At 33.9% G+C, this 25,246-nt stretch carries 22 protein-coding genes and 1 other annotated feature; of the genes, 13 read left to right on the top strand and 9 right to left on the bottom strand.

Features of this window, described 5'->3' with window-relative positions; translation table 11 throughout:
• Nucleotides 1-143: 143 nt before the first annotated feature.
• The 5 genes from B5X47_RS02945 (at nucleotide 144) to htpG (ending at nucleotide 5,349) form a co-directional block, all read left to right on the top strand.
• On the top strand, nucleotides 144-530 hold the full coding sequence (locus B5X47_RS02945) for an RrF2 family transcriptional regulator (RefSeq protein WP_079588716.1): 387 nt from the start codon (nucleotides 144-146) through the stop codon (nucleotides 528-530).
• A gap of 113 nt (nucleotides 531-643) precedes the next feature.
• Nucleotides 644-1,561: a 2-thiouracil desulfurase family protein gene (locus B5X47_RS02940; RefSeq protein WP_079588715.1), complete on the top strand. Its 918-nt coding sequence runs from the start codon at nucleotides 644-646 to the stop codon at nucleotides 1,559-1,561.
• A 25-nt stretch (nucleotides 1,562-1,586) separates the two neighbouring features.
• Complete coding sequence (gene zupT, locus B5X47_RS02935; RefSeq protein ID WP_013362209.1) at nucleotides 1,587-2,489, top strand: zinc transporter ZupT; 903 nt, start codon at nucleotides 1,587-1,589, stop codon at nucleotides 2,487-2,489.
• Nucleotides 2,490-2,599: 110 nt separating this feature from the next.
• Nucleotides 2,600-3,292, top strand: a complete 693-nt coding sequence (locus tag B5X47_RS02930; RefSeq protein ID WP_079588714.1) for an ATP-binding protein — start codon at nucleotides 2,600-2,602, stop codon at nucleotides 3,290-3,292.
• 176 nt (nucleotides 3,293-3,468) lie between these two features.
• Nucleotides 3,469-5,349, top strand: a complete 1,881-nt coding sequence (gene htpG / locus B5X47_RS02925; protein WP_079588713.1) for a molecular chaperone HtpG — start codon at nucleotides 3,469-3,471, stop codon at nucleotides 5,347-5,349.
• A gap of 66 nt (nucleotides 5,350-5,415) precedes the next feature.
• Here htpG and B5X47_RS02920 read toward each other — a convergent pair whose 3' ends face one another.
• Together B5X47_RS02920 and B5X47_RS02915 are read right to left on the bottom strand one after the other, a co-directional pair.
• Nucleotides 5,416-6,150 carry a TraX family protein gene (locus B5X47_RS02920; protein WP_079588712.1) on the bottom strand — a complete coding sequence of 245 codons (735 nt, stop codon included), beginning with the start codon at nucleotides 6,148-6,150 and terminating at the stop codon, nucleotides 5,416-5,418.
• A gap of 9 nt (nucleotides 6,151-6,159) precedes the next feature.
• Nucleotides 6,160-6,843 (bottom strand): MgtC/SapB family protein, encoded by a 684-nt coding sequence (locus B5X47_RS02915; protein WP_159446377.1) that lies wholly within the window; start codon nucleotides 6,841-6,843, stop codon nucleotides 6,160-6,162.
• 356 nt (nucleotides 6,844-7,199) lie between these two features.
• Between B5X47_RS02915 and B5X47_RS02910 the strand changes: the two genes are divergently transcribed.
• The 6 genes from B5X47_RS02910 to trpB all read left to right on the top strand — a co-directional run bounded on the left by B5X47_RS02910 (nucleotide 7,200) and on the right by trpB (nucleotide 15,256).
• Nucleotides 7,200-8,306 (top strand): PfkB family carbohydrate kinase, encoded by a 1,107-nt coding sequence (locus B5X47_RS02910; protein ID WP_242950988.1) that lies wholly within the window; start codon nucleotides 7,200-7,202, stop codon nucleotides 8,304-8,306.
• Between the two features lie 15 nt (nucleotides 8,307-8,321).
• Nucleotides 8,322-9,236 carry a pseudouridine-5'-phosphate glycosidase gene (locus tag B5X47_RS02905; RefSeq protein WP_079588709.1) on the top strand — a complete coding sequence of 305 codons (915 nt, stop codon included), beginning with the start codon at nucleotides 8,322-8,324 and terminating at the stop codon, nucleotides 9,234-9,236.
• Between the two features lie 30 nt (nucleotides 9,237-9,266).
• Nucleotides 9,267-11,861: an ATP-dependent chaperone ClpB gene (gene clpB, locus B5X47_RS02900; protein ID WP_079588708.1), complete on the top strand. Its 2,595-nt coding sequence runs from the start codon at nucleotides 9,267-9,269 to the stop codon at nucleotides 11,859-11,861.
• A gap of 86 nt (nucleotides 11,862-11,947) precedes the next feature.
• The gene (locus tag B5X47_RS02895) at nucleotides 11,948-13,117 is read left to right on the top strand and encodes an AI-2E family transporter (RefSeq protein ID WP_079588707.1); all 1,170 of its coding nucleotides are present in this window, start codon (nucleotides 11,948-11,950) and stop codon (nucleotides 13,115-13,117) included.
• Between the two features lie 44 nt (nucleotides 13,118-13,161).
• Nucleotides 13,162-13,629, top strand: coding sequence for a methylated-DNA--[protein]-cysteine S-methyltransferase (locus B5X47_RS02890; protein WP_079588706.1), 468 nt, complete (start codon nucleotides 13,162-13,164; stop codon nucleotides 13,627-13,629).
• Between the two features lie 150 nt (nucleotides 13,630-13,779).
• Nucleotides 13,780-14,014, top strand: a binding site (T-box leader).
• A 54-nt stretch (nucleotides 14,015-14,068) separates the two neighbouring features.
• Nucleotides 14,069-15,256, top strand: a complete 1,188-nt coding sequence (gene trpB, locus B5X47_RS02885) for a tryptophan synthase subunit beta (protein WP_079588705.1) — start codon at nucleotides 14,069-14,071, stop codon at nucleotides 15,254-15,256.
• A gap of 60 nt (nucleotides 15,257-15,316) precedes the next feature.
• On the opposite strand, the gene B5X47_RS02880 is transcribed toward trpB, so the two are convergent.
• The 5 genes from B5X47_RS02880 to B5X47_RS02860 all read right to left on the bottom strand — a co-directional run bounded on the left by B5X47_RS02880 (nucleotide 15,317) and on the right by B5X47_RS02860 (nucleotide 20,331).
• Complete coding sequence (locus B5X47_RS02880; RefSeq protein WP_079588704.1) at nucleotides 15,317-16,306, bottom strand: D-cysteine desulfhydrase family protein; 990 nt, start codon at nucleotides 16,304-16,306, stop codon at nucleotides 15,317-15,319.
• Between the two features lie 102 nt (nucleotides 16,307-16,408).
• Nucleotides 16,409-17,041: a cyclase family protein gene (locus B5X47_RS02875; RefSeq protein WP_013362189.1), complete on the bottom strand. Its 633-nt coding sequence runs from the start codon at nucleotides 17,039-17,041 to the stop codon at nucleotides 16,409-16,411.
• A 154-nt stretch (nucleotides 17,042-17,195) separates the two neighbouring features.
• The gene (locus B5X47_RS02870) at nucleotides 17,196-17,546 is read right to left on the bottom strand and encodes a PqqD family peptide modification chaperone (protein WP_079588703.1); all 351 of its coding nucleotides are present in this window, start codon (nucleotides 17,544-17,546) and stop codon (nucleotides 17,196-17,198) included.
• Nucleotides 17,533-19,452, bottom strand: coding sequence for an OPT family oligopeptide transporter (locus tag B5X47_RS02865; protein WP_079588702.1), 1,920 nt, complete (start codon nucleotides 19,450-19,452; stop codon nucleotides 17,533-17,535). The genes B5X47_RS02870 and B5X47_RS02865 overlap by 14 nt, the downstream gene beginning before the upstream one ends.
• 381 nt (nucleotides 19,453-19,833) lie before the next feature.
• Nucleotides 19,834-20,331, bottom strand: coding sequence for a GNAT family N-acetyltransferase (locus tag B5X47_RS02860; protein ID WP_079588701.1), 498 nt, complete (start codon nucleotides 20,329-20,331; stop codon nucleotides 19,834-19,836).
• Between the two features lie 72 nt (nucleotides 20,332-20,403).
• Here B5X47_RS02860 and proC point away from each other — a divergent pair, with 72 nt between their 5' ends.
• Nucleotides 20,404-21,204, top strand: a complete 801-nt coding sequence (proC, locus tag B5X47_RS02855) for a pyrroline-5-carboxylate reductase (protein WP_079588700.1) — start codon at nucleotides 20,404-20,406, stop codon at nucleotides 21,202-21,204.
• A 20-nt stretch (nucleotides 21,205-21,224) separates the two neighbouring features.
• Here the strand turns inward: proC and B5X47_RS02850 are convergent, their stop codons facing one another.
• Nucleotides 21,225-22,049 (bottom strand): DUF368 domain-containing protein, encoded by an 825-nt coding sequence (locus tag B5X47_RS02850; protein ID WP_079588699.1) that lies wholly within the window; start codon nucleotides 22,047-22,049, stop codon nucleotides 21,225-21,227.
• A 364-nt stretch (nucleotides 22,050-22,413) separates the two neighbouring features.
• On the opposite strand from B5X47_RS02850, the gene B5X47_RS02845 reads away from it, so the two are divergent.
• Nucleotides 22,414-23,766 carry a hemolysin family protein gene (locus tag B5X47_RS02845; protein ID WP_079588698.1) on the top strand — a complete coding sequence of 451 codons (1,353 nt, stop codon included), beginning with the start codon at nucleotides 22,414-22,416 and terminating at the stop codon, nucleotides 23,764-23,766.
• Nucleotides 23,767-24,039: 273 nt separating this feature from the next.
• On the opposite strand, the gene B5X47_RS02840 is transcribed toward B5X47_RS02845, so the two are convergent.
• Nucleotides 24,040-24,951, bottom strand: a complete 912-nt coding sequence (locus B5X47_RS02840) for a diguanylate cyclase (protein WP_079588697.1) — start codon at nucleotides 24,949-24,951, stop codon at nucleotides 24,040-24,042.
• Nucleotides 24,952-25,246: the final 295 nt, after the last annotated feature.

Raw genomic sequence — 25,246 nt, 5'->3', positions numbered from 1 at the left:
CTTAATTAAGGTTTAAAAAATTTATCAAATTAGTATAAATTTTACATCCTAAGTATTTGACAGAATTAGTTTTAGGTTGTAATATTTTGTTATATAGGAATGAATTTAAATGCATATTTATGCATAGATTGGGGTAGTTTTGTATGAAGATAACACAAGAGTCAGATTATGCGCTTAGGATAGTACAATACTTGGCAAATCAAGAAGAGAGCAGAGTAGGTGCGTCAATAATTGCAAAAGAACAGGATGTACCCCTTAGATTTGCGCTTAAAATTCTTAGAAAACTAAACGCGGCAGGTATAACAAAAGCTTATAGAGGAGTCTCAGGGGGCTATGCTCTGACAAAGGAGCCTGGTGAAATATCTTATAAGGAAGTAATAGAGGCTATCGAAGGCGATATTTACTTAAATAGATGTCTTGCAAATAAAACAAATTGTACTAGAGATGCAGCTGATAAATGCTCTATACATAAAAAACTTTTAGGAATCCAAAAATTTTTAGACGAAGAACTAGGAAAAGCTAGATTCTAATTACATATTTTAAAACTAAAAAGCTCTTTTCGAGCTTTTTTTTACTTTTTATATTAATTCAGCTAGGTTTGGGTATTAATGGCTTAGAGTTTGGTATGAGAGGGGATTAGTTTATGGATACAGTTCTAAAAGAAAAAATAAATTTAGGAATAAGTGCTTGTATGTATGGGTGCAAGGTGAGATATAATAAAAAAGGCTGGAATATGTCAGAGCTTTTTGGAAGAGATCAGACTTCATTTATTTGGCATCCTGTGTGTCCAGAGAGTTTATCTGGAATGGGAATTCCTAGAAGTCCCATCAGAGTTATAGGAGAAAGTGGAAGAGCTGTGCTAGAGGGAAATTCAAAAATTAAAAATAGGGAAGGCAAAGATGTTACTGATATGCTCATAAAAGGCTGCAATGCCAGTATAGAAGCTCTTGAAAGAGCAAATGTTTTTGCTTTTGTATATATGGAAGGCAGTCCATCATGTGGAGTATATAGAACTACACTCAAAAACAACCGCATGGGAAAACCACCAGGAGTTTTTGGAGCTATGCTACTTGACAGAGACTTTTTCCTTATACCTGCAAATGACCTTCAAAGTCCAGTTAGAAGATGGGACTGGAAGAGAAGACTCTATGCTTTTGCTTGGGCAAAGGAAGTAGATATAAATAGTAAGGATGATTTGTTTCAGTTCTGGCATATAGTCAAGTTTTTGTGTCAGGAAATTGATGAAAAAACTGCTAGAGAAATAGGAAAAAGGCTAGCCGAGCTTCCAAAAGGATTTGATAAAGAGTCAGCTGAAACCTTAAGACACGAAGTAATGATGATATTAAGGCAGCCTTCTAGCTTAGAGAAAATCAAAAATAGACTTTGGAAGCACTATATGTATTTTAAAAGAAAAACAGGGGTAGAGCTTGAAAATGTAATGGAGCCTACTGATATGAGAAATATGAATCACATTGCAGATGAGCTTATGCTCATGGAAAAAACATCATTTAGTACAGAGGTGCTTTTTGGAGCAGCTCCTATACTATACAGAGGAAGATAAAATGACATAAGAGAGGAAAGAATCTATGGATAACGTTTTATTAGCATTTGGACTTACAGTTTTTGCTGGATTATCCACTGGGATAGGAAGTGCTATTGCTTTTTTTGCAAAGACAACTAGCAAGAAGTTCTTATCTATATCACTTGGTTTTTCAGCTGGAGTTATGATTTATGTATCTATGATTGAAATATTTTTTAAGGCTCAGGATTCTCTCATAGCTGCTCTTGGAGAAAAAAATGGAAGCTGGACTACTATTGCAGGTTTTTTTGGTGGGATGGCAGTTATAGCTCTAATAGATAAAATGATACCTTCTCATGAAAATCCCCATGAGGTTAGAAATGTAGAGGATATGCAAATTCAAAATGAACCTGAAGATGTAAGAGAGTATTGTCAAAAAATAGCTAACAAGGATAAAAGCGAAAAGATAAACGCAAGCAGAGAATTACAAGCAGAGGAATATGATGAAAAGGATAAGCAAAAGCTTATGAGAATGGGTGTATTCACTGCACTTGCAATCACTATACACAACTTTCCAGAAGGACTTGCTACCTTTGCATCAGCACTCCATGATCCTTCACTTGGTATAGCAATTGCAATAGCAGTAGCTATTCACAATATTCCAGAAGGAATAGCTGTGTCAGTGCCGATTTATTTTGCTACTGGAAGTAAGAAAAAAGCATTTATGTATTCTTTTTTATCAGGGCTTTCAGAGCCAGTAGGAGCTATAGTTGGCTATACGATTCTTAGACCATTTTTTAATGATGTGACCTTTGGTATTTTGTTTGCAGCTGTAGCTGGAATTATGGTATTTATTTCATTTGACGAGCTATTGCCTTCAGCTAGAGAGTATGGAGAGCATCACCTTTCTATATATGGATTAATCGGAGGGATGGCAGTTATGGCTGTCAGCCTTGTGTTATTCATGTAAAAAAATATCCTCTTAATGTGTAACCTATGTTACCGCGAATATTAGAATTATTCATTAGAATATGATTTATAGAGTATGAAATTCAAAGCGAAAACCATTAGGAGGATATTATGATTAGAAAGATAATAACTATAGATGAAGAAAAATGTAATGGATGCGGACTATGCGTAGATGCTTGCCATGAAGGTGCAATAGTGATGATAGATGGCAAAGCAAAGCTTATTTCAGATGAATACTGCGATGGACTAGGAGACTGCTTGCCAGAATGTCCTACTGGAGCTATTAAGCTTGAGGACAAAGAGGCTATGCCATTTAATAAAGAGCTAGTAGAAAAGAGAATGGCTGAAATCAAAGAGCAAAAAGAAAAGGAAAAAGAGAAAAAGCCTTTATTCCTAGCCGATATGCCTCCGATGTTTGCAAATGTTCATGGAAGTGGAGACTCTCAGCTGAAAACTTGGCCAGTTCAGATTAAACTAATGAATACTAAAGCAGGATGCCTAAAGGACGCACATCTTTTAGTAGCGGCCGACTGCACAGCTTATGCTTATTCTAAATTCCATGAAGAGTTTATCAAAGATAGAGTAGTTCTTATAGGCTGCCCAAAGCTAGATGACAATGAATTTTATATAGAAAAGCTAACTGAGATATTTAAGTCTAACGATTTAAAAAGCATTACAGTAGTAAAAATGGAAGTGCCTTGCTGTAACGGAATGACCTACGCTGTAAAGCAAGCTATGCTTAAGTCGGAAAAAATTGTACCATATAACGAAGTTACTATTACTACTGAAGGAAATATCCTATAAATCAAATAATAAATTTCAAAATCCGTTTTATTTAATAAACGGGTTTTGTTTTTTTGAACTAAGTTATTGACAAATCTATTTTTTTTGGTAAATTATAGTTAGCACTCGAATTAAGTGAGTGCTAACTATAACGAAAAATCTTAAATATAAATATCATATGAAAGGGAGTTATATGAATGGCAAAAAAGGAATTTAAAGCGGAATCCAAACGTCTGCTTGATTTGATGATTAATTCTATTTACACCCACAAAGAAATATTTTTAAGAGAGTTAATTTCAAATTCTAGCGATGCTATAGACAAGATATACTACAAAGCTCTTACTGATGATAACATCAGTTTTTCAAAGGATGACTATTTTATCAAAATCGAAGCTGATAAGGATAATAGAATCCTAAAAATAAGTGATACTGGAATTGGTATGACAAAAGATGAGTTAGAGGAAAACCTTGGAGTAATAGCAAAAAGTGGCTCATTTGCATTTAAAAAAGAGAATGAAATTAAAGATGGATTTGATATTATAGGCCAGTTTGGAGTAGGATTTTACTCTGCGTTTATGGTTGCTGACAAAGTAACTGTAATTAGTAAAGCTCTAGGTGAAGAAAAGGGCTACAAATGGGAATCAACTGGAGCAGAAGGCTACACTATAGAAGACGCTGATAAGGCTGAAGTAGGAACTGAAATTATTCTTCAGATCAAGCCAAATACAGAAGATGAGAGCTATGACGACTATCTTAATGAATATAGACTTCGCTCTATTGTTAAGAAATATTCTGATTTTGTGAGATATCCTATAAAAATGGATATGAAAACAAGCAAGCTAAAAGAAGGCAGTGAAGAAGAATTTGAAGAGGTAGTAGAAGAAGAGACTCTAAACAGCATGGTGCCACTATGGAGAAAAAATAAAAGTGAGCTTACTAAAGAAGACTACGAAAACTTTTACTCAGAAAAGCATTATGGATTTGATAAGCCTCTAAAGTACGTTCATATCAGTGCTGATGGAGCTGTAAGATATAATGCTATACTATATATCCCAGAAAAAATGCCATTTGATTTTTACACCAAGGAATATGAAAAAGGCTTGGAGCTGTATTCTAGTGGAGTAATGATAATGAACAAATGCTCTGACCTGCTTCCAGATTATTTCAGCTTTGTAAAAGGCATGGTGGATTCAGAGGATTTATCTCTAAATATCTCTAGAGAGCTTTTACAGCATGATAGACAGCTTAAGCTAATAGCTAAGAAAATCAAAGATAAAGTAAAAAGTGAGCTACTTAGCCTACTTAAAAATGACAGAGAAAACTATGAAGAGTTTTTCAAAAACTTTGGAAGACAATTAAAATATGGAATCTACAGCAACTATGGAATGGAAAAAGAAGTACTTCAAGATTTGCTTATGTTCTACTCTTCTACTGAAAAGAAGATGGTTACTCTTGATGAGTATGTAGAGCGTATGAAAGAAGATCAAAAATACATCTACTACGCAGCAGGAGAATCAAACGATAGACTTGATAAGCTTCCTCAGACTGAGCTTCTAACTGATAAAGGCTATGAAATTCTTTACTTTACAGATGAGGTTGATGAATTTGCAATCAAAATGCTAATGTCATATAAAGAAAAAGAGTTTAGGTCTGTATCTAGCAAGGATTTAGGAATAGATATGGAAGAAGAAAACAAAAAAACAGAGGAAATAAAAGAAGAAAATAAAGACCTATTTACATTTATGAAAGAAGCTCTAGAAGGAAAAGTTACTGATGTTAGACCGTCTGTAAGATTAAAAAATCATCCAGTTTGTCTATCTGCTGATGGAGAGCTAAGCATTGAGATGGAAAAAATCTTAAGCGCTATGCCAAATGCTGAAGGAGCAAAGGCTGAAAAGGTATTAGAATTAAATATAAATCACGAAATATTCGAAAGCTTAAAAGCAGCTTTTGAAAATGATAAAGAAAAACTTAAAATGTATACAAATCTTCTTTACAATCAAGCTCTATTAATTGAGGGGCTAAGCATAACAGATCCTGTAGAATTTACGAACAATATCTGTAAGCTAATGTCATAAACTATAAACTATCAAAATTAACAAAGGCCCCAGCAAAATCTGCAGGGGTCTTTAATATACAGCAAATTAAAACTGTCTCATTATAATTCCAAGTATTAAAAGATGAGCTGGATAAAATACATAATATACCCATCGTGGAAGCATATTTGGAGCTACGTCCTTAAATCGCTTGATGATTGGAACAGTAAGTAAGGAAGCGCTTTGAACTATCATAGTAGAAACATTAATAAGTAAAGGCAGAATGTATATGAGCTTAGGGTAGATGGACTTTTCTTCAATAGAAAAGTTATAAAAGACTAGAACCATTGCTACTCCATACATCATATAGTCAGTTCTCAAAAAGAAAGCTACTAATATCATAGCTACTACTCCAAGATAACTAAGAGCTACATTTTTTCTGTCGTTTTTATATTCCTTTGCTTGGTTTATAAATTTAATAGCCATAAGCGCGAAGCAAAAAGTAAATCCGATATTTAGCCCTGGATGACCTATAATTGCTGGATTTGCAAAGAAAGTAACCCCAGGTAAAAATGATTTAAATGAAAGCTCAAGTAGTGACATATCAGCCATGCTTACTGAAGGTGACGAGTAAACAAATGGAATTTGTGAAATAAAGGCAAAAATGAGCATTCTAGATATATAAATATCTAAATCCCTTGTTCTTTTGGCCCCAGTTGCAACCATATAGGCAAATATTGGAAAAGATAACCTTCCTATAATGCGCAGGAAAAAAAACTGAGGGAGTAACTTAGCACCGATATGGTCGATTAGCATAACTACAAGTGCGATGAATTTTAGCATGATATCCTCCTAGGCTTCTAATTCATAGCTATATGAATATATATCATATTTATTATGAATATAGTTTAATGTTTTCCAGATGTCTTCTTCATTCTGACCAAAGGTAAGAATATAAATTTTGATGCTCATGTGGTTTGTTTCATCAGAGCGTCTGCTTTCTATTCCTCTAATAGTAATATTTTTGTTTTCAACAGATGATCTAAAGCTTTTTATAACTTCCTCTTCCTGAGCATCATTGCATTGAAGCTTTATTTTATAGTTGAACTCTGTATCTCTATTGCCGTATTTGCTATGCTCTACTCTTATCGCAAGAGGCTTTAGAAATATATTAGCACCTAGAATAAAAGCAGTCCCTACAAAGGCATAGTTTATATATCCTTGACTGATAAGCAGACCAAGAGCCGCAGAGCACCAAAGTGTGGCAGCAGTGTTTAATCCTCTAATGCTAAAGCCATCTCTGATTATAACTCCTCCGCCAAGAAAACCAATTCCAGATATGACCTGTGAGGCTAATCTTGCCTGTTCATTTGCAGAGTCATGCATGGCAAAGGATAAAAATAAAAATGAGCCCATACAGACTAAAACATTTGTAACTACTGCTGACATCTTGTGCCGTAGCTGTCTTTCTAAACCTATAATTAATCCGCAGAGAAAAGCTATAAATAGTCGCTGGATGAATATATCTATAGGCATAGTAACCTCCATTCGTACTAATTTTTTATAATTATCATTATACTACTTTAGTTATGATATCAGTTGTTTTTAAACTATTTATGATTTATAAATTTATCTGTTAATAAGCGTTTTTTATTTATGTTACTTTTATTTATATCTTAAATTATAGCTAAGTGCAATTGATTAATTCTAATTATTGGGTATTAATAAGATGTAAAATCAATATAATAGTACTTTTAAACCTTATATCCTATTTAGAAAAAATTTATGGATAATATATTGCGTTTAATAAACAAAAATGTTATAATTAAACAAAAGTTATATTAATAAACAAAAGTTTAATTTTGTAAGTTGGAGAAGGATTGGAGGTTGGCATGACTTCTAGAGAAAGAGAAATACTGGAAATACTAAAAAAAGAACCCATGATAGCTCAGCAAGCCCTAGCAGATAGACTGAAGCTTAACAGGTCATCGGTGGCTGTGCACATAGCGAATCTTATGAAAAAGGGCTATATTATGGGAAAAGGCTATATAGTGAGCGAAGAAAAAAAAGTCACTGTAATTGGAGGCTCAAACATAGATCTTCAAGGATTTCCAAATGAAAGCTTAAAGCTATACGATTCAAACCCAGGAAAGATTGAAACATCGCTCGGTGGAGTAGGTAGGAACATATCAGAAAACCTAGCAAAGCTCGATATTCCAGTGAGACTCATATCTGCAGTAGGCAATGACTTTTACGGACAAAAGCTCATAAAAGAAAGCGAAGATATGGGTATAGATATGAAAAGCTCCTTGATATCTGATAGCTATCCTACATCGATGTATTTATCTATAATGGATGAGCAAAATGACATGCGAGTTGCTATATCTCAAATGGAAATATACGAGCTAATAGATGAGACCTTCATTCAGGAAAATCAGCTGCTTTTAAAAAATGCCAATATAATCGTACTGGACACCAACATTCCTAAAAAAACTATAGATTATATTGGGATGAATTTTTCAGATATCCCGATATTTGTAGACCCAGTATCCAGTAAAAAAGCTATGAGATTAAAGGATTCACTAAAGTATATCCACACTATAAAGCCCAATAGACATGAAGTAAGTGACTTACTTGGAATTCCAGCAGATACCATAGATGATATAAGAAAAGCTGGAGAAAAATTCTTAGAAAAAGGCTTGAAGCAAGTGTTTATAAGTATGGGTAGTGAAGGTGTTTTTGCCTGTGATGAGAAAATTGAAGTTTTTCTTAAGGCAAAAGCAAAGGATATAAAAAGTGCAACAGGAGCAGGAGATGCTTTTATGGCAGGAATTATCAGCTCCTATCTCAAGGGAAGTCAGCTTGATAAAGCCTGCACCTATGCGACTGGAGCTTCACTTACAGCACTGAAAAGCTACAGTACAATCAATCCAGCAATGTCAGAATCAGAAATAGAAAAAACGCTAACTGATATAGAATTTGAAATTAAATTATATTAAAAACGGAGGATAATTATGAAAAATTATTTAGAACTTAGCCCAGAGGTAGAAAAAGCAATAGTGGAAAAAAGACCAGTAGTAGCACTTGAATCGACTATCATATCACATGGTATGCCTTATCCACAGAACCTAGAAACCGCTCTTAAGGTAGAAGAAATCGTAAGATCATATGGTGCAGTACCTGCCACTATAGGTATAATAAAAGGTAAGCTAAAGGCAGGACTTACAAGAGAAGAACTAGAATATTTTGCAACAGCTAAAGATATAGTAAAAGCAAGTAGAAGAGATTTACCTTATATCACAGCAAACAAAATGAATGGAGCAACTACAGTAGCATCTACTATGATAATTGCTCACATGGCAGGAATAAAGGTATTTGTTACAGGAGGAATAGGCGGAGTGCATAGAGGCGCTACAGATACCTTTGATATCTCAGCAGACCTTATGGAGCTAGCTCAGACACCTGTTGCAGTAATCTGTGCAGGAGCAAAATCTATACTAGATATCGGACTTACGTTAGAGTATTTAGAAACTCAAGGAGTTCCTGTTCTAGGCTACCAAACAGAAGATTTCCCAGCTTTTTACACTAGAGAAAGTGGATACAAAGCTGACTATAGTATAGAAAATCCACAGCTTATGGCAAAGGTTATAGCAGATAAATGGAACATGAAGCTAAAGGGTGGAGTAGTAATTGGAAATCCTATCCCAAAAGAGCACGAGCTAGAGCCAGCATTTATCAATAAGTCTATTGAAGAAGCTTTAGAAAAAGCTGAAGCAGGTGGAATAAAAGGAAAGAAAGTAACCCCATTCTTGCTTGATTACCTTAAGAGTGCTACAAAAGGAGATAGCTTAGCAGCAAACATAGAGCTAGTATATAACAATGCGAGAGTAGGCTCTCAAATAGCAGTAGAGCTAGCTAAATTAGATTAATTTGATAAACTAACAAAGAGGTGAACATAAATGAACATGGAGAAATTAACCCAAAAGTCTCAAGAAGCCATAGTTCAATCACAAGAAATGGCTTTGAGACTTGGCCACCAGCAGATGGAAACAGAGCATCTGCACTATGCACTGCTTGCAAGCGAGGATAGTCTCATATCCAAGCTACTGACTATGATGGGCAAGAATGTTTCAGCAATTTTAATAGATCTTGGAAATCATCTAGATAAGCTTCCAAAGGTTCAAGGAGAGTCAGTAAGCAGTGTATATCCATCCAGAAGATACAACGAAATTCTTGTAAAGGCTCAAGACGAAGCTAAAGCATTTCAAGATGAGTATATATCTGTGGAGCATTTGTATCTTGCTATTTTAGAGCAAAATCAGGGCTATACTAAAGATATAATAAGCAGATACCATATTGATAAAAATGAATTTCTTCAGGCTCTAAGCAAGGTGAGGAGCAATCAAAAAATAACCAGCCAAAACCCAGAGGATACCTATGATGTTCTAAACAAATACGGTAGAGATTTGGTTGAGATGGCTAGAAAAGGCAAGCTTGACCCTGTAATTGGAAGAGATGAAGAAATAAGAAGAGCTATTAGAATTCTATCTAGAAGAACTAAAAACAATCCTGTACTGATTGGAGAACCTGGAGTAGGTAAAACTGCTGTAGTAGAAGGACTTGCCCAAAGGATAGTAAATCACGATGTACCAGAAGGCTTAAAGGATAAGACTATATTTGCACTGGATATGGGAGCCCTCATAGCTGGGGCAAAATACAGAGGAGAGTTTGAAGAAAGGCTCAAAGCTGTACTAAATGAAGTTTCAAAATCTGAGGGACAAATTATTTTATTTATAGATGAGCTTCACACTATAGTAGGGGCAGGTAAAACTGAAGGAGCTATGGATGCAGGAAACCTTTTAAAGCCTATGCTTGCAAGAGGAGAGCTTCACTGTATAGGAGCTACAACCTTAGATGAATATCGTAAATATATAGAAAAAGATGCAGCTTTAGAAAGAAGATTTCAGCCAGTTCTAGTAGACCAGCCAGATGTAGAGGACACCATATCCATATTAAGAGGGATAAAAGAGAAATTTGAAATTCATCATGGAGTTAGAATCACTGACAATGCTATTATTGCCTGCGCAGTGCTGTCAAATAAATACATCTCAGATAGATTCCTACCAGATAAAGCAATAGACCTTATGGATGAAGCGGCTTCAATGATAAGAACAGAAATTGACAGCATGCCTACGGAGCTGGATGCAATAAGCAGAAAAATCATGCAGATGGAAATAGAGCAGCAAGCACTTAAAAAAGAAACAGATACATCATCAAAAGCAAGACTAGAAGACCTTCAAAAAGAGCTAGCAATCTTAAAAGAGCAGTATAGCTCGATGAAAAGTCAGTGGGAGCTAGAAAAAGAAAATATAATAAAAATAAAAGACCTGCAAAAAGAAATAGAACAAACTAGACATAAGATAGAAGACGCAGAAAGAAGATATGATTTAGAAGAACTAGCTATGCTAAAGCATGGAAAGCTTCCAGAGCTTGAGAAAAAGCTAGAAAGTGAAAGAGAAAATCAAGCAAAAAGTAAAGCTCAGCTATTAAAAGAAGAAGTAACAGAAGACGAAATAGCTGAGATTATATCAAAATGGACAGGAATACCTGTAACAAAGCTCGTAGAAAGCGAAAGAGAAAAACTACTGCATCTTCCTAGCCTTCTTCACAACAGAGTAATAGGACAAGACGAAGCAGTCGATTTAGTTGCTGATGCAGTGCTAAGAGCAAGAGCAGGACTCAAAGACCCAAGAAGACCTATAGGTTCCTTCATATTCTTAGGACCTACTGGTGTAGGAAAGACAGAGCTTGCAAAAGCTTTAGCCCAGGCTTTATTTGATACTGAAGAGAATATCGTAAGAATAGATATGAGTGAATATCAGGAAAAGCATACAGTAGCGAGACTTATAGGAGCTCCTCCAGGATATGTAGGCTATGAAGAAGGGGGACAGCTTACTGAAGCTGTCAGAAGAAAGCCCTACAGCGTGATATTGTTTGACGAGATAGAAAAGGCTCATCCAGAGGTATTCAATACCTTGCTTCAGCTGCTTGATGATGGAAGATTGACAGACTCAAAGGGAAAGACTGTAAACTTCAAAGATACTGTAGTTATTATGACTTCAAATATAGGAAGCAATTTACTTTTAGATGGGATGCAGGAATCTGGAGAGATTTCAGATGCAGTGAAAGAAAATGTACTAAATATACTAAGAGCGAACTTTAAACCAGAGTTTTTGAACAGAATAGATGATATAGTGATGTTCAAACCTCTTACAAAGAGCGAAATAGTAAAAATAGTAGAGCTTAGTCTAGCAGATATTCAAAAGAGATTAAGTGATAGAAATATCAAGCTAGAAGTAAGTGATGATGCAAAGAATTTCATTGCAGATAATTCCTACTCAAAAGTATACGGAGCAAGACCAGTAAAAAGATATCTGCAAAAGCATATAGAAACTCCTATTGCTAGACTACTAATTCAAGGAGAGGTTCAAGATTATCAGACAATTTATATTGATAAGCATGAAGCAGACCTATCAATTGGCAGTAAAATCTGATAAAATAAAAATTAGATATAATTTTTTAATTAAGGAATGGCTATGCCATTCCTTAATTTGAATTAAAAGCGAAAAGAGGAACTAAGATGGACCTGTCTAAAGCGAATATCAAAAAAATACTGGGAATAATAACCTTTGCTATAGTTCTCTATGCTATCATGTCTAACTTGCCAAAAGTACTATCAGTGATAGGCTATGTGGTTTCACTTTTGACACCCTTTATTGTAGGGCTGTGCATAGCATTTATACTAAATGTGATAATGAGATTGATTGAGGATTTTTTAAAAAAGAGATTAGAGCAGTCTAGCAATACTAAAAATTCTTCGAAAATTGAAAAATGGATAAGACCAATTTCATTGCTATTAAGCTTATCCTTAGTAGTTGCAATGGTGTGGATTTTACTATTTTTAATTGTACCCGAATTTAAAAACACAGTAGAAATAGTGTCTAAAGAATTTCCAGATTTCATGAAAAAAATTCAAAATTGGCTAGGTGGGATATTGGCATCTCTTCCATTTGAAATAAATTCAATTGCATTTTCGGATTTAAACTGGGAAAAAATAGGGCAGTGGATATCTCAGTTTCTATCAAGAGGAAGCTCAGCACTTTTCAATACCACTATAGGAATTACATCATCGATATTTAGTGCATTATTAAACTTTGTGCTTGGGTTAGTATTTGCAATATATGTACTGCTCCAAAAAGAAACTCTATCTAAACAATTTAAAAAGCTATTATATGCTTATCTTCCGGAAAATATCGTAATAGAAATTCTAGATATTGCTAAGCTTTCAAACGGAATTTTCTCAAGTTTTGTAACAGGACAGTTTTTAGAGGCTGTTATTATAGGAGTGCTTTGCTTTATAGGAATGTTGATACTTAGACTTCCATATGCTTTAGTAGTTTCAGCACTTGTGGGATTTACTGCACTTATCCCTGTATTTGGTGCATTTATAGGAACTATAGTTGGAGTGTTTCTTATACTCATGGTCAGCCCTATAAAAGCCCTGTGGTTTGTTATATTCTTCTTGGTATTACAGCAGCTAGAAGGAAACTTAATATATCCAAAGGTAGTAGGTGGTTCGATTGGACTTCCAAGCATTTGGGTGCTTGTAGCAGTTACACTAGGAGGTAGTGCTTATGGTGTGCTTGGAATGCTACTCGGAGTTCCTCTTAGCTCAGTGCTATACAGTCTGCTTAGAAAATCTGTTCATAAAAGACTGGCAAAAAAAGAAATTGAGCCTGATAGTGTATAAAGAATAATTGAGACAAGTTTTGGTTTAAGTGGAGGATGAGTGAAATGAAAAAATTAATGGTAATGGATTCGCCTATAGGAAAGCTTACACTTATAGAAGAAAATAAAGAATTAATCTGCTTAGATTTTGGAGAGACAATCATTAAAGACATCCCTAGAGAAGAAACTGCATTTTTGAAGGAAGTAAAAAATCAGCTAGCAGAGTACTTTGAAGGAAGAAGACAAAGCTTTGATGTAAAGCTTAACCCAAAAGGTACAGAATTTCAAAAGAAAGTATGGAATAATCTCTTGACTATCCCATATGGAGAAACGGCAAGCTACAAAAAAATAGCTACATTATCAGGAAATGAAAAAGCTTCTAGAGCAGTAGGCATGGCAAACAATAGAAACCCTATACCTATAATAATCCCATGTCATAGAGTAGTAGGAAGCACTGGAAAGATGGTAGGCTACGGTGGAGGACTCGAAATCAAAGAATATCTTTTAGAATTAGAGGGAAATAATAAAAATTGATTATAAAAGATAATTACAATTTTAATCAAAAAACAATTGGATTAAAAGCTTGACTGATAATTTTGAAATATATAAATTTTATAACAAAACACTTGACATATGGATTTATTACTCGTAATATAGTCAGTAATTAAAAATATCCATAAATTATGAAAAGCGTTGAGTAAGGATAGTAGTAGTGTGAAAGGATTACAGAGAGTCGGCGTAGGTGAGAGTCCGATATCAATAAATACTATGAATGGGCTTACGAGTGGAGACTGAATTAAAGTAGGAACCCCGGGTTCTCCCGTTATAGAGATAGAATATCGGCCATTGTGGCCCGTATTTGAATGAGTGGGTTTTTCTATACCAATTTGAGGTGGCACCGCGAGCAATCGTCCTCTATACATGAGTTATTTATGTATGGGGGCTTTTTTTATGGAAAAAAGGAGGAAATGTAATGGAAAGAAACAATGGTTATTTTGGACAATTTGGAGGAGCCTTTGTACCAGAGGAATTAAAAAATGTACTAAAAGATGTGGAGGAAGCTTTTTATAAGTACATAGAAGATGAGGAGTTTTTAAATGAGCTTGCCTACTACCAGCGCCAATATATAGGACGTGAAAATCCTCTATATCTTGCAAAAAGGCTGTCTGAGCAACTTGGAGGAGCAAAGATTTATTTAAAGAGAGAAGATTTGAATCATACAGGAGCTCACAAAATAAACAATGCAATGGGACAGGTACTTTTGGCAAAGAGAATGGGCAAAAAGAGAATAATAGCAGAAACTGGAGCTGGACAGCATGGAGTGGCAACAGCAACGGTATGTGCTCTGATGGGACTTGAATGCATCATCTACATGGGATCAATCGATATAAAAAGACAAGAGCTAAATGTCTTTAGGATGGAGATGCTAGGAGCTAAAGTCGTTCCAGTAACTACAGGAACAGCAACTCTAAAGGATGCAGTAGACGAAGCTTTAGCTGATTTTGTTGCAAATGCTCACGATACATTCTATCTTCTAGGCTCAGCAGTTGGACCACATCCATATCCTACAATGGTAAGAGAATTTCAAAGCGTAATAGGAAAAGAAGCAAGAAAGCAAATCCTAGAAGCAGAAGGTAAACTGCCTGATTATATAGTAGCCTGCGTAGGAGGAGGAAGTAATGCAATAGGATTGTTTGCACCATTTGTAGATGACCTCTCAGTAAAAATTGTAGGAGTAGAGCCAGGGGGAAAAGGACTAGATACAAACGAACATGCTGCATCTATTTCTAAAGGAAGTGTAGGAGTTATCCATGGCTTCAAATGCTATACTTTGCAAGATGAAAATGGTGAGCCTCTTCCAGTTCATTCTATAGCTGCTGGACTTGACTATCCTGGAGTAGGACCAGAGCATAGCTATTACAAAGAGAGTAATAGAGCTGAGTACATTGCTATAACAGACGATGAGGCGATGCAGGCATTCTTTCTTCTATCCAGAACGGAAGGCATAATACCAGCAATAGAAAGTGCTCATGCAGTTGCATATGCAGTAAAGCTAGCGAAAACCTTATCAAAAGATCAGACAATCATTGTCAATCTATCAGGTAGGGGAGATAAAGACGTAAATCAAGTAAAAGAGATGAATCTATTAGATAAAAACTGAAAAGAAGAACCCTAGATTAATCTGTGATAAAACCATCACTATGAGTAATCTAGGGTTTTATTAGAAATTCTTTATAATATCTCTTTGCTCAGCTTTCCAGCCGAAAATTCCACCAGTATGAATAAAGAGTATATTTTTATGATTAGATAAATTGCCTTTCTTAATTTCATTATATAGACCATAAAATGCTTTGCCAGTATACACAGGGTCAAGAGCTACACCTTCTAAGCTAGCTATGTATTTTATAAAATCTATTTCATCTTTAGTACTAAGTCCATAGCCTCTTCCTGCATAGCCATTAATAATCGGAATTTCATCGTAAGAAAGGCTGATATTCTCTCCAGTATAATCGTTCATCTCAGCTATGATTTTTTTAGTTTCACCAGCGAAATACTCTCTGTCAGCTGAGATATTTATACCATAGACTACGGCATCATTTTTTACGAGGGTGTTGGCATAGAGAAGCCCTGCAAAAGTACCAGCCGAACCCACAGTTGTAACTATAGCATCAAAATGAATACCTAAATATTTTTCCTGCTCTAGAATTTCATTCATGGCATGAAAATATCCAAAACCACCTATACCATTTGATGCTCCAATAGGGAGCACGTAGCCTTTTCTTCCTTTAGTCTCTAGCTCATCTTGCTTTGCTTTTAGTAATGTATCTATATTCTTAAATTCCTCGCTACTTACAATATCTATACTTGCACCAAATAATCCATCTAAAAAGTAATTTCCTTCAAAGACATCTTCATTACTACCTCTTAAAATCAGGTGACATTTTAAGCCAATCTTTGCTGCAGCGGCAGCAGTAGCTCTGGCATGATTGGACTGAACAGCTCCGCAGGTGATAAGAGTATCATAACCGTTATCAATAGCTTCAGCTATAGCAAATTCAAGCTTTCTAATTTTATTTCCAGACACCTCAGTTCCAGTTTGGTCATCACGCTTAAGATAGATAGCTACATTTCCAAGCTCTGATGATAATCTTTTTAAATGTTCGATATTTGTTGGTAGATTAGCAATAGTTAGCTTTCTTGGCATCTTCATATTTATGAAGCCTCCTTAAATTGATTTCTTTATTTTGGATTCATTGTGAATACAGAATATTTTGGGACAGATTTATTGTTATAATTGGCGTATTTCTTATTATTACAGCATTGCTATAGCTCTTGTTGGAGAACCATCAGCATCAAAGGTCTTAAGTGGTAGAGCACTAAATGTAAATTGCTTTTCTGGAATTTCACTTAAATTAGTTAGATTCTCTATAATTATGAAATTTTGGTTAAGAAATACATAATGATTGTCAAAATCTACAGTATCTACAGCATCTATAGAGATAGCGTCAATACCTATTCCTTTAAGCTTGAAGTTAGAGAGCCATTTTGCCGCATCGTGCTCTAAAACTGGAAAGTTGTCAAAATACTGCTCTGAACCCCAGTACTTGCTCCAGCCTGTATAAAAAATTACGAAATCACAGCTTTCTATAAATCTTTCATAATCAATCAAATCTGGGAGAGTAATGTTATCTGATACCTCTGTTACATCAATTAAAATAGCTTTTCCTACAAATTTTGATATATCAAAATCATCAAGCCCAAGTCCTTCTTCTACCATGTGTTTAGGAGCATCTATATGAGTCCCTGTGTGAGAATACATACTAAACAGCTTTTCAGCAAACCCATCTACTTCTATAGTGTTAGTATTCTTAAGTGATGGGGGCTCGGTTCCTGGATAAACTGGCATTTGTTCTTTAATCATATGAGTTAAATCGAATATTTTCATAGTATCCACCGCCTATTCTTTTTTTAAGTCTATCATGTAAAAATAAATAAAAAAAGCCCATAAAAAATACTCCTCTTGAAATAAGCTTATTTATCTTGCTTATAATACAAAAGGAGTATCTTAATATACATTTTATACAGAAAATTAATATAAACTAATTTTCAGTTTTAGTAATATAACGGCTATTGACTTCTATATGATTTAGAAATAAAAGCAGTCTTTCATATACTGGATGAGCTTTGTCACCGAACTTAAGTTCAAGAGCTTCTCCTATTTCTTTAACAGTTTTTATTCCATCTATTTGAAGGAACACAAAACTTGCATACTCATCAAAAGCTATTTTTTTATATTCAGGTATTTTAAACTTTAGTTTTCTAAAGAAATTTTGAACCTTATGATTTTGCTTTTCTAAAATTGTCACTACGCCTTTGTTGTCTACATCATAGGTAAGGCTCTCATTTATTTTATAAACTATATTTAAAACATCGTCATTATTTTTGTACATTTTTTACCTTACTATTCATGATAGGAATAATAGTAGCAACTACAAGACCAGCTAATATTATAAATGCCATGCCGTTTGATGCAGCAAATCCGCTTGGACCGGCACCTTTAATAACACCAGCTACTTGCAATATAATACCGATTAATCCGATAATTGATCCACCAGCAACTAATCCAGATGATAAACTGATTCCGTTAGAAACCTTTGTATCTTTTTCTACATCTGATTTAGAAGTTCTTTCGATAAATACTCTAACTAATGCTCCAACTAAAATGATAGAAGTAGTTGCGATAGGAAGATAGAATCCTATAGCTACTGTCATAACTGGAAGGTTAAGAAGGAATAAAACAACTCCCATAACTGCTCCAACGATAATCATTACCCATGGAAGCTCTCCAGACATTATACCTGCTGTAAGTGTAGACATCAAGTTAGCTTGTGGAAGTGCAAATGGAACGTTAGCTCCTGTCATAGCTAATTGGCTAGATAGTAGCATGATAGTACCAACAACAACTGCAACACCAACTATACCAGAAATAGCAAAGTATTTATCCATTTCTGATTTATCTCCACCAACTATAAAAGTAACCTTTTGTGACTGAGAGTATCCTCCTGCCATAGCTATAGCTGTAACTATAAATGTACCAAATAGTAATAGAGCTTTGTTGTGCTCTGGATTAGTCCAGCCCATAGCAACAAACAGTAAAGTTACTAAAACTATAGATGCTATAGTCATACCTGAAACTGGAAGATTTGATGTTCCGATTGTTCCAGTTAAACGTCCAGCAACGATAACAAATAGTAGTGATAAGAATAATGATAAAATAGAAGCTGTGATAGCCATCATAATATTTCCACCAGAAACTACAAAACCAGCTAGAAAACCTACTACAAGTCCTCCAAGTAAAATCATAGTACCGATTTTAGATGCATTGTTTCCAGAAGTTTTAGCATTTAAAGTTTCTTTGATTGAAGAAATAATTGTAGGGATAAGCTTTATAGCTCCGATAAGTCCACCAGAAAGCATCATACCAGCTCCGATGTATTTTACATAGCTACCAGCGATATCACCAACTCCCATAGCGTTAATAGAAACATCAGGGTTGTTCCAAACTACAGCGCCTTCTTTTCCTAGCTCAGAGAAATAACCGATAAGAGGAAGAATACCGAAGTTTGAAAGAAGTGAACCAGCAAACATAGTAAGAGCAACTTCAAGACCTACTATAAATCCGATTCCTAGTAAAAGTGGGTTTACTTCAAGCTGAAGTCTCCACTTGTAAAAGCTTTCATTAACATAGCTGATAACGTTATTTGTAACATTTAAGAAAGAACTAGTTACAACAGTTATAGCACCACCGATACCAAAACCAATTCCCATGAACTTCATAGAATCTCCAGCACCTTCTGAAGCAACAAGTGTCTCAGAAATAGCCATTGACTCTGGGTACATAAGCATTCCGTGCTCTTCAACTATTAGGTAGTTGTAAACTAGAGATGCAATACCTATTCCAAATAGTACTCCGCCAACTCCTACAAGGAAGCCTTCTAGGAATGAAATTTGAGAACCAATTAATAGTACAGCTGGTAATACGAAAATAATACCACTAGCTACAGACTCTCCACCACTTGCCATACCTTGAACAAGGTTTTTGCCAAGGATACCCTTTTGCTTAGCAAAAGCAGCTATAAATGCAGAACCTATAATTGATCCTGGAATACCAGCAGCAACTGTAAGACCAGATTTCATACCTGAGTATGCAGTAGATGCTGCAAAGATAACAGCAAGAATAATACCGATAATTAAAACAACTGTATTTCCGCCTGATTTAGAACCAGTAGAAATATATGGAACGTAATCTTTTCCAGCTACGCCACCATATGCATCTTTTGATAACTTATGATCCATAAGTCTACCTCCTTAAAAAGTTTATAATTATTAATGCAAAACACATTATATCATATACTTTACATATATAATGTTAATTATTTATATAAAAATAAAAAGTAAATCTATTGGCAAAATTTCAACAATTTTGATAGTCAGAATTGAGAAAAAATGTTTGCGAATCAAGTATTGATAGTGTTTTACGTAAAAGACATTTACTGAATATTAATGAATATAATAGGGGTTAATATTAAATAATAATTAAAATTTAGCAATAAGATTCCTATCCATTACAAAAATATAAGCGTGTACATAAAGCTTGAAATTTTTTTATACAGACAATAAAAAAATAGCTCCTATATAAAATAAGAGCTATTTGAAATAACTTATTAAATTAAAAAACTATAACTGAACTGACTGAAGCGATACTTCTTTTTTTCCACCAGCTACCATTTGCTTTCCTACTTCTTTAAAACCAAAAGCTTCATGGAATTTTAATGACACTGGGTTTGGTGGTTTAATATCGATTTCAGCAGTCACTCTATCAACTCCAGTAGATTTTGCATGATTAAAAACTTCGTTATAAATAAGTCTTCCTATGCCCATGTGCTGATAATCCTCTGATACCACCACTCTGTCGACATATAAAAATTTATCGTAATTATCTAAGAACCATTTGTAATTTACACTAGCATAAGGCTTGTTTTCTCTTACTGCAATTAAAAAAGCAGCAACCTTTCCATCTACTTCTACCACTTTGAACATCTCAGCCATATTACCAAGCTCTGTAAGTGAACCCATATCCAAGTCTGAAAGAAAATGTACTAAATCTTGATTTAATTTTAAAATTTCTTCTAAATGTTTTTCAGTTGCGTCGAGTATAATAGGTTTATTGTTCATATCCGTCTCCTTTGATTTTATTATATAATGATACTATAATTTAGTTTATACACTATAGGGAGGTAAAAAACAATGGATAAAAAAATTGGATTTATAGGATGCGGAAATATGGCTCAGGCAATGATATCAGCTTTAGTCAAATCAAAGCTAATAGAGTCAAATCAAATAATAGCAAGCAATCGTTCAAAAAATATACTTGAGAAAATGAATAAAGAATATGGCATTACTATTGCATCTAACAACATAGAAGTTGCAGAAAAATGCGATATCGTGTTCTTAGCTGTAAAACCAAACCTTTATGAAATGGTTATGAAGGAAATCAAAGACAGCGTAACAAAGGATAAGATATTTGTTTCAATAGCACCAGGAAAGACTATGGAGTTTCTAGAGGCTCATCTAGGGGCAGATGCCAAAATTCTTAGAACTATGCCAAACACTCCATCTATGGTAAGCGAAGGGATGACAGCGATTTGTCCAAATTCTAACATTGACTCAGAAGAGCTAGAGTTACTTATTAAGCTAATTGAAAGCTTTGGAGCAGTAGAGCTAATAGAAGAAAAATTGTTTGATGCTGTAGTTGCAGTATCAGGCTCATCTCCAGCCTATGTATTCATGTTTATAGAAGCAATGGCAGATGCAGCAGTGATTCAAGGAATGCCTAGAGCTCAGGCATATAGATTTGCAGCTCAAGCAGTGCTAGGAAGTGCAAAAATGGTACTAGAATCTAAGAGCCATCCGGGAGAACTTAAAGACATGGTATGCTCGCCTGGAGGTACTACTATAGAAGCAGTAGCAGTGCTAGAAGAAAAAGGGATGCGCTCGGCTGTAATAGAGGCAATGAGGAAATGTGCTCAAAAATCTAAAGGTATGTAAAAGCAAATAAATCATTGCGACTAGTTTTGATTGCTAGAGTTCTTGCTTGTAAGTAATTTTTGTGAAAATTTATATGATAAAACTGTGCTTATAGATATTAATATAAATCCTATAATAAAGTCCTTGATAGATGCTATGGGTGGAATTAAAGTAGTTATTGAGCCTAATACAAAACCCAAAACCATGAAATAAGTCCATCCGTAGTATTTTTTAAACATATAATTAATACATTTTGACAAAAACAAAGTTGAAAAACCGAATCCTAGTCCTAAAGGAAACAAAATATCTATTTTAATAGAGCCTATTGCGTCCAAAATTAAATTATAAACTCCTGCATACATCAATAAAATTGATGAGCTGATTCCAGGTATTATGGTTCCAAGAGATATAACACCACCATAGAATATGCTTTCTCTAAAACTAAGAGATGAAAGCGTTTGAACAGCAATAGAATCATTCTCCATAAAAGCAAAGCCTACTGTCAAAAATAATGTGAAAAACATAGGCAAGAAATAATATTTTGTAAAGCCTTGTTTTTTCGCTTCATTAAATATAGAGGGAAGGGATCCAATCATTATTCCAACAAAAACGAATTTAGAGGCAAATTCATGCGAAACGAAAAGATATTCCAATATTCTGCTAAATCCTATAATGCCTATCGCAACACCTAAGCTAATAGAACATAAAAAAATCATCTTGGATTTGAAATCCACGTAAAAATTGCCTATAGCATCAGTAATTTTATCATAAATTCCAAGCATCATGGCAAAAGTACCACCACTTACTCCAGGAGCTATACTTCCTATTCCTATTAAAATCCCTTTTAATATATTCTTTAATATCATTAATTAGTCCTCATTTTCTTTTTGATTTATTATTTAACAATGAAATGTCTTCTAAAGTTTAACAATGAAATGTCTTCTAAAGTTTAACATTTGAATTATCATCTTACAACCTGATAAATGGTATATCACTTAATTTTCAGTTGACGTAATCATAAATTAGTTATAAAATTATTATCAAATTAATTTTGAAGGATGTGAAATTTAATGGAAGACGAATCGGAAGAAGCGGATAGGTATTTTAGTATAATAAGATTTAAAAAAGGAATAATATTTTTTAAAACTTCATCCTACCATCGCAGGCCGTAATCCAGTTGTTGCTGTTTTTGGGTCTTTTTTTATTGTAATTTTTTAGGAGGATGATACTATGACTACACAAATTCTTTTTTTAATATTATTGATAGGAGTAAATGCTTTTTTTGCAGCTTCTGAGATAGCCCTGATTTCTTTAAATGATAATAAAATAAAAATAATGGCTGACGAAAAAAATCTCAAAGCCATACAGTTAGTAAAATTGCTAAGTGAGCCAAGTAGATTTTTAGCAACCATTCAAATTGGGATAACATTAGCAGGTTTTCTTGCCAGTGCATTTGCAGCAGAATCATTTGCTGATCCACTAGTGAATATTATCAAGGCTTACGATTTACCAATCACGGATTCAGTTTTAAGAGTATTAACAGTAACTGTAATTACTATAATACTATCCTATTTTACGCTTGTACTTGGAGAACTAGTTCCAAAAAGAGTAGCAATGAAAAAAGCAGAGTCAATAGCTTTTTTTGTGGTGACTCCATTAACCGTACTATCAAAGGTAACAAGTCCTTTTGTAAAATTTCTTACAGCTTCGACAAACTTTTGCGTAAGATTATTCGGAATTGATCCGAGTTCTAATGATGACGATGTCACAGAGGAAGAAATAAGAATGATGATAGATGTAGGTGAAGAAAAAGGTACTATTCATGAGCGAGAAAAAATTATGATAAATAATATTTTTGAATTTAATAATAAAACAGCAGAGGATATTATGACTCATAGGATGGAACTTGTAGGAATACCTCATGATATTGGATTGAGAAAACTTATAGATATAGTTAAAACTGAGCAGTATTCTAGAATACCAGTTTATAATGAAAGTATAGATAATATAATTGGGGTACTATATGTAAAAGATTTATTGCCACTAATTGTAGAAGAGGCAGAAGATGATTTTGAATTAGATTCTTACATTAGAAAGCCTTTTTTTGTTCCCATTCAGAAAAAAATAGACGAGTTATTTTTTGAGCTTCAAGCTACCAATATTCATATTGCAATTGTTATAGATGAGTATGGAGGTACCGCTGGGATAGTAACAGTTGAAGACTTGCTTGAAGAAATTGTAGGAAATATTTTTGATGAATACGATGAAGAAGAGGATAAAGAATTTAAACAAATAGATGAGACTATTTTTGAAGTAAAAGCTATGATTAGCTTAGAGGAGCTAGAAGAACATTTAGAAGTTGAGCTTCCGGTAGAAGAATATGAGACATTAAATGGATTTTTAATCGGACTGATTGGAAATATACCTTCAAAGGATGAAGAAATTGAGGTTCAGTTTAAGAATTTATATTTTAAAGTAACTGAAGTTACAGATAAAAGAATAGAAAAAGTTATTATAGAAGTAAATAATGAAGATGATACATCTACAAAAAACAACTATCTAAAAGAGGATTTGAAATATTAGATACAATAAGATTATACATGTCAAACACTCTTTTGGTAGTGTAAAATAATTTGTGTTTTATCCTCTGAATTGGGATAATCATAAGAAAGTTTGATGATTGAAAGAAAAGTTTTAAGAGCTAAATACAATCAACAATTTAAAAACATTGAAACATAACGACAAAAAGGCTGTCAAGAGGCTTCATTTCTTGACAGCCTTTTAATATACAATTTAAATCTTTATTCTTCCTTCAAAATTATTTACAGTCTCATTAATTGAATAATATGTAAAGAATCATATCATGCATATCTTGTTTCTGCCGGTTTTCTTTGCAAGATATAATTGCTTATCAGCAGATTCAATCATACTTTTGCAACTGGTTTCCTGAGTTGGAATTACACTGGCGATACCTATACTTACAGTTACGAAAGGTTCAACCAAAGAATTTTCATTTGGAATTTTAGAGTCATAGATTTTCTTTCTAATATTTTCTGCTATTTCAAAGACTTCTTCATTTGAGTCACCTACAAATATACTGGCAAATTCCTCGCCACCGTATCTAGCTAAAAGACCCTTTTTTTCACAAGTATACTCAGAAGTCATAGATGCGATTTTCTTTAGACACTGGTCCCCCTCTTCGTGACCATATAAATCATTATACGCTTTAAAGTGGTCTATATCAAATATCATAAGAGATAGCTTTCTATTGGTATTAAAGCAATAATTCAACTGCTCCCATAAATACTCATCAAACTTTCTTCTATTAAAAACTCCAGTAAGTCCATCTAAGTAAGAAATACTTTCAAGATAATCTCTGTGCTTTTTAAGCTCAGAATGTGTATTGACCCTAGCCTTTACGATAACAGGGGAAAAAGGCTTAGAAATATAATCTACAGCTCCCAGCTTAAAGCCATAAGTTTCATCCTCAACGCTGATTTTTCCTGTAATAAAAATTATAGGAATATTTTTAGTTAGAGGAGTATCTTTTAATTTTTTACATACATCATAGCCACTGATACCAGTCATTACGACATCTAGCAAAATAATATCGGGCAAGGTATCAGAAAAAATTAAATCTAATGCCTGCTCTCCACTACTCGCTGTTACTACAACATAATCATCCTTAAGCACATCAGTAAGAATAGCTAAGTTAATTTTTGTATCATCAACTATTAAAATCTTTTGTTTGTTATGATTCTTATGCATCTTCTATACTTCCCCCAGATATAATTTAGCAGATATTTTTTAGATTCAAAATTTTTATATAGAGTAGATTGTATCATAGGAAAATAGAACTTACTATCATAATAGTTCGAAATATTTATAATTAAATATAAAATTAAAATTATACTGTATCATTAATAAAATTAATGCTTAGATTTCTAAAATGGATGTCATATTATGATTGAGTTTTCTACGTTTAGTTTATATTTTAAGACATTGGGTATTTGATATATAGTAATCTAATAAAAATTTCAGATATATAAATTTGCTTAATTTA

The organism is Acetoanaerobium noterae (assembly GCF_900168025.1).
In the GTDB taxonomy this organism is placed as follows: Bacteria; Bacillota; Clostridia; order Peptostreptococcales; family Filifactoraceae; genus Acetoanaerobium; species Acetoanaerobium noterae.
The sequence above is the reverse complement of the archived record's forward strand: the minus strand, read 5'-3'. Positions and strand labels throughout refer to the sequence as shown.

What these genes read in the sequence shown, in the direction of transcription:
- B5X47_RS02945 (WP_079588716.1), top strand. Translation starts at nt 144, where the DNA reads ATGAAGATAACACAAGAGTCAGATTATGCGCTTAGGATAGTACAATAC.
- B5X47_RS02940 (WP_079588715.1), top strand. Translation starts at nt 644, where the DNA reads ATGGATACAGTTCTAAAAGAAAAAATAAATTTAGGAATAAGTGCTTGT.
- zupT (WP_013362209.1), top strand. Translation starts at nt 1,587, where the DNA reads ATGGATAACGTTTTATTAGCATTTGGACTTACAGTTTTTGCTGGATTA.
- B5X47_RS02930 (WP_079588714.1), top strand. Translation starts at nt 2,600, where the DNA reads ATGATTAGAAAGATAATAACTATAGATGAAGAAAAATGTAATGGATGC.
- htpG (WP_079588713.1), top strand. Translation starts at nt 3,469, where the DNA reads ATGGCAAAAAAGGAATTTAAAGCGGAATCCAAACGTCTGCTTGATTTG.
- B5X47_RS02920 (WP_079588712.1), bottom strand. Translation starts at nt 6,150, where the DNA reads ATGCTAAAATTCATCGCACTTGTAGTTATGCTAATCGACCATATCGGT.
- B5X47_RS02915 (WP_159446377.1), bottom strand. Translation starts at nt 6,843, where the DNA reads ATGCCTATAGATATATTCATCCAGCGACTATTTATAGCTTTTCTCTGC.
- B5X47_RS02910 (WP_242950988.1), top strand. Translation starts at nt 7,200, where the DNA reads ATGACTTCTAGAGAAAGAGAAATACTGGAAATACTAAAAAAAGAACCC.
- B5X47_RS02905 (WP_079588709.1), top strand. Translation starts at nt 8,322, where the DNA reads ATGAAAAATTATTTAGAACTTAGCCCAGAGGTAGAAAAAGCAATAGTG.
- clpB (WP_079588708.1), top strand. Translation starts at nt 9,267, where the DNA reads ATGAACATGGAGAAATTAACCCAAAAGTCTCAAGAAGCCATAGTTCAA.
- B5X47_RS02895 (WP_079588707.1), top strand. Translation starts at nt 11,948, where the DNA reads ATGGACCTGTCTAAAGCGAATATCAAAAAAATACTGGGAATAATAACC.
- B5X47_RS02890 (WP_079588706.1), top strand. Translation starts at nt 13,162, where the DNA reads ATGAAAAAATTAATGGTAATGGATTCGCCTATAGGAAAGCTTACACTT.
- trpB (WP_079588705.1), top strand. Translation starts at nt 14,069, where the DNA reads ATGGAAAGAAACAATGGTTATTTTGGACAATTTGGAGGAGCCTTTGTA.
- B5X47_RS02880 (WP_079588704.1), bottom strand. Translation starts at nt 16,306, where the DNA reads ATGAAGATGCCAAGAAAGCTAACTATTGCTAATCTACCAACAAATATC.
- B5X47_RS02875 (WP_013362189.1), bottom strand. Translation starts at nt 17,041, where the DNA reads ATGAAAATATTCGATTTAACTCATATGATTAAAGAACAAATGCCAGTT.
- B5X47_RS02870 (WP_079588703.1), bottom strand. Translation starts at nt 17,546, where the DNA reads ATGTACAAAAATAATGACGATGTTTTAAATATAGTTTATAAAATAAAT.
- B5X47_RS02865 (WP_079588702.1), bottom strand. Translation starts at nt 19,452, where the DNA reads ATGGATCATAAGTTATCAAAAGATGCATATGGTGGCGTAGCTGGAAAA.
- B5X47_RS02860 (WP_079588701.1), bottom strand. Translation starts at nt 20,331, where the DNA reads ATGAACAATAAACCTATTATACTCGACGCAACTGAAAAACATTTAGAA.
- proC (WP_079588700.1), top strand. Translation starts at nt 20,404, where the DNA reads ATGGATAAAAAAATTGGATTTATAGGATGCGGAAATATGGCTCAGGCA.
- B5X47_RS02850 (WP_079588699.1), bottom strand. Translation starts at nt 22,049, where the DNA reads ATGATATTAAAGAATATATTAAAAGGGATTTTAATAGGAATAGGAAGT.
- B5X47_RS02845 (WP_079588698.1), top strand. Translation starts at nt 22,414, where the DNA reads ATGACTACACAAATTCTTTTTTTAATATTATTGATAGGAGTAAATGCT.
- B5X47_RS02840 (WP_079588697.1), bottom strand. Translation starts at nt 24,951, where the DNA reads ATGCATAAGAATCATAACAAACAAAAGATTTTAATAGTTGATGATACA.